The 3,479-nt window shown below is 38.5% G+C and carries 3 protein-coding genes; all 3 read right to left on the minus strand.

Translation table 11 applies throughout. The features are described 5' to 3' along the window. Positions 1-126: 126 nt before the first annotated feature. Positions 127-510 (minus strand): NUDIX hydrolase, encoded by a 384-nt coding sequence (locus HHH54_RS10800; RefSeq protein WP_198618802.1) that lies wholly within the window; start codon positions 508-510, stop codon positions 127-129. A 65-nt stretch (positions 511-575) separates the two neighbouring features. After that, the gene (locus HHH54_RS10805) at positions 576-1,730 is read right to left on the minus strand and encodes an FAD/NAD(P)-binding protein (RefSeq protein ID WP_198618803.1); all 1,155 of its coding nucleotides are present in this window, start codon (positions 1,728-1,730) and stop codon (positions 576-578) included. Positions 1,731-1,880: 150 nt separating this feature from the next. After that, on the minus strand, positions 1,881-3,479 hold a 1,599-nt coding region (locus tag HHH54_RS10810; protein WP_198618804.1), incomplete at its 5' end, for an Ig-like domain-containing protein.

Consider the following 3,479-nt stretch of genomic DNA (forward strand, 5'->3'; position numbering starts at 1 on the left):
TTCGTAATAGAATCATTTTAAGTTCAAAATTATTCGCATCAGAAAAGAAAAAGGAAGTTAAGCAACAGCAAGTTGCCTAACCTCCTTAATTGAGCTTACCAGTCCTATTTGACAGAGAGCCACTTTTTAACGTTCAAATGTATTAATCCATGTTTGTACAGCTGGTGCAATACGTTCACAATCATCCATATGTACCCAATCTATATCTGTAATTTCAGCGTGGATACTCACCTTTGACCAATCGATCGGTTGTTTCGTTTTAAATCCATTTAACTCTGTAACCTCATCGACTTGTGGATAAGCTTGACCTTGGACTGTTCCAATAAATGAAATATCTGCTTCACTCAAATCAAGTTGTAACTCTTCATAGACTTCTCGAATTAATGCTGCTTCTAACGTTTCATTAGGCTCAATCTTACCACCTGGAAAATACATTTTATCTCGATTTCTCACTTGTACAAGTCTCAAATACTGACCTCTAACATCCACTAAACATACACACCGTATCACAAATAGCACCCCTTTCTAAACTCAAATTATAGCACTTATGAACATGAAGCAATATGAGTTTTAGTTTAATTTGCAATACGCTTATATGTACGCTGTTCAAGATATACTTCACCAATACGTTGTGCTGCTTGACGCCCTCCCATAATATTTCGTGCAAATGGACCTAATTCCAAATCTGCAAGCATTCCTGACACATAGAGATGGGGTAACCATTCTAAATCAGTGGATATAATTGGAAATCCCTTTATTAAAGGGGCTTTGTATTTAAAAACTAAATCTTTAATAAGTGGCTGCGTCATTACATCTAATTTAAATCCTGTAGCTAATTCAATGCCATCATAAACTATTGTTTCATGTGGAGTGACAATTTTATGGTTTTCTAATTTTAAAATAGGTGCTTGATGAATGATTAAACGTCCCGCACGTTCATAATTTTTCAATTTCACGTACATTTCATTAGGTAAGGAACCTTTATGTCGCTCATTTCGATTTATTTTAATTCTATTTTCAAGACACGTTTCCTTTTGAAATGATTCCATATTTTTAGGTCCTAACCATCCAGGATCTGCATCGAAGTTGTGAATTTCAAATGTTTTTTTCATCCATAAGTGCATTGTACGATCAGTTTCTTTTAAGTGTTTCAACGTTAGATGTGCTGCTGAAATGCCACTACCGACTACGTGAGAGGCAGAGATGTTTTCTAATTCAGTTAAACGGTGGATATGTTGAACATCAGGTTGATTTTGAAATGGTTTAGGTATGTATGGCGTGTGATGTGTACCCATAGCTAGCACAACATTAGTACTTTTGATGGTTTGATGATTATCAAGTGTAACGGACCAATAGTGATTGTTCCTTTTCAAATGAAGTGCCTTTTGATGTATATGACAGGATTCGAGGTTATAATATTTAATCCAATGAAAAGTATGATCCATAAACATATCTAGACGTGGTCTTTGATAAGGACCTCTCATTGGTTGTGCATACTTTTCTATTTGACTAAACTTTTTTAAATCAAATGGGTCTGGATGACAATGATGTACAAGAGGTGAACGTAAATATGGCATACCAATTCTTTTCGTTTGACGATCAAATTGAGCCATTAAATATTCATTTGGGTCAATAATTCTTAATTGATGCTGTGGTAATCCTAAAGCCCTTAACTTTATTGCAATTGTTGTCGCATGAACACCGCCACCAATAATTAGCCATTCAAACATGTTATCCCTCTTTATAAATAGTAATGATTACGATTTATAATAATAGAAAATGACTTTCAAATCAACCTCTATATAAAAATATCCCTAGATGACCATAATTGGTTCTAGGGATATCTCTATTAAAGTAACGAATAAAAATCAACGCGTTACTTATGATTCTTTATTGTTTTCATCTTTTTTCTTACGACGTTTAAAGAGTAAGAAGAAACCACCCAGTAATGTTGCTAATCCACCTACTAATGGAATTGAACTTTGAGATGTTGTTCCTGTTTCTGGTAATTCTACTACGTCATTATGCTCAACTTTTGCATCTTCATCTTTGTGCATTTGACCATCTTGACTCACGATATGCACTTGAATATTTTCTATATCTTGATTAGACAATGCAGGTGATACATTCACTTCATAGTGACCATTTTGATCTACTTTTCCTGTAATCTTCGTACCATCTGGAAGTGTTACAATCACTGTGCTTCCTGGTTCTCCCGTTCCTGTAATCGTTGTACCTTCTGATATTGATGTACTTCCATCTGGTTGTTGATTTGTATTCGAATGTTCACCATTTCCTGGTTGTTGAACATTTGGATTCATATGACTACCACTTGAATTAGATTCACTTGGTTGTTGATTTGAGCCTGGGGTTTGGTTTGAACCTGATTGACTATCATTAGGTTCCTCATTCGTATCCGTTGGACCAGGTTGATTATTTTCAGAATCACTTCCATCTGGTTTTTCTTCATCCACATTTGGTTCCTCAGGTACTTCAGGTTGATTTGGCTCTGAAGCATCATTTGGTATAACGTTAATTTCTGTTGGATTTGAAGTATTACCAGATTGATCCGTTACAGTTACTTGAATTGTTTCTCCGCCTTTGAGATCCACACCATTTGGAATCGCAACTTCATAACTTCCGTTGCCTCCTACTGTGCCTGTCGCCGTTGTTCCGTCTGGGAATGTAACAGTCACTGTGCTACCCGGTTCTCCTGTTCCTGTGATAGTTGTTGCGTCTGACGTTACTTCATTCACCGTCGGTACCTCTGGTGCTGTTGTATCCGTCACTGTTGTTGATGTGCTTGTTGACTCATTGCCTGACGCGTCTGTTGTTGTTACTTGTAGCGTTTCTCCACCTTTTAGATCTACACCATTTGGAATCACAACTTCGTAACTTCCATCTTCCGCTACTGTGCCTGTCGCTGTTGTTCCATCTGGGAACGTAATCGTTACTGTACTTCCTGGCTCGCCTGTTCCTGTGATTGACGTCGCATCTGACGTCACTTCGTTCACCGTCGGTGCCTCTGGTGCTGTTGTATCCGTCACTGTTGTTGACGTACTTGTTGATTCATTGCCTGACGCGTCTGTTGTTGTCACTTGTAACGTTTCCCCACCTTTAAGGTCAACATTACCTGGGATTGTGACTTCATAGTTTCCATCTTCCGCTACTGTGCCTGTTGCCGTTGTTCCGTCTGGGAACGTAATCGTTACCGTACTTCCTGGTTCTCCTGTTCCTGTGATTGACGTTGCGTCTGACGTTACTTCGTTCACCGTCGGTGCCTCTGGTGCTGTTGTATCCACTACTATTGTTGACGTACTTGTCGATTCATTGCCTGACGCGTCTGTTGTTGTCACTTGTAACGTTTCTCCGCCTTTAAGGTCAATGTTTCCTGGAATCGCAACTTCGTAGTTTCCATCTTCCGCTACTGTTCCTGTCGCTGTTGTGCCGTCTGGGAACGTAATTGTCACTGTACTTCC

It is taken from the genome of Staphylococcus canis (genome assembly GCF_016238445.1).
Taxonomy (GTDB): Bacteria; Bacillota; Bacilli; order Staphylococcales; family Staphylococcaceae; genus Staphylococcus; species Staphylococcus canis.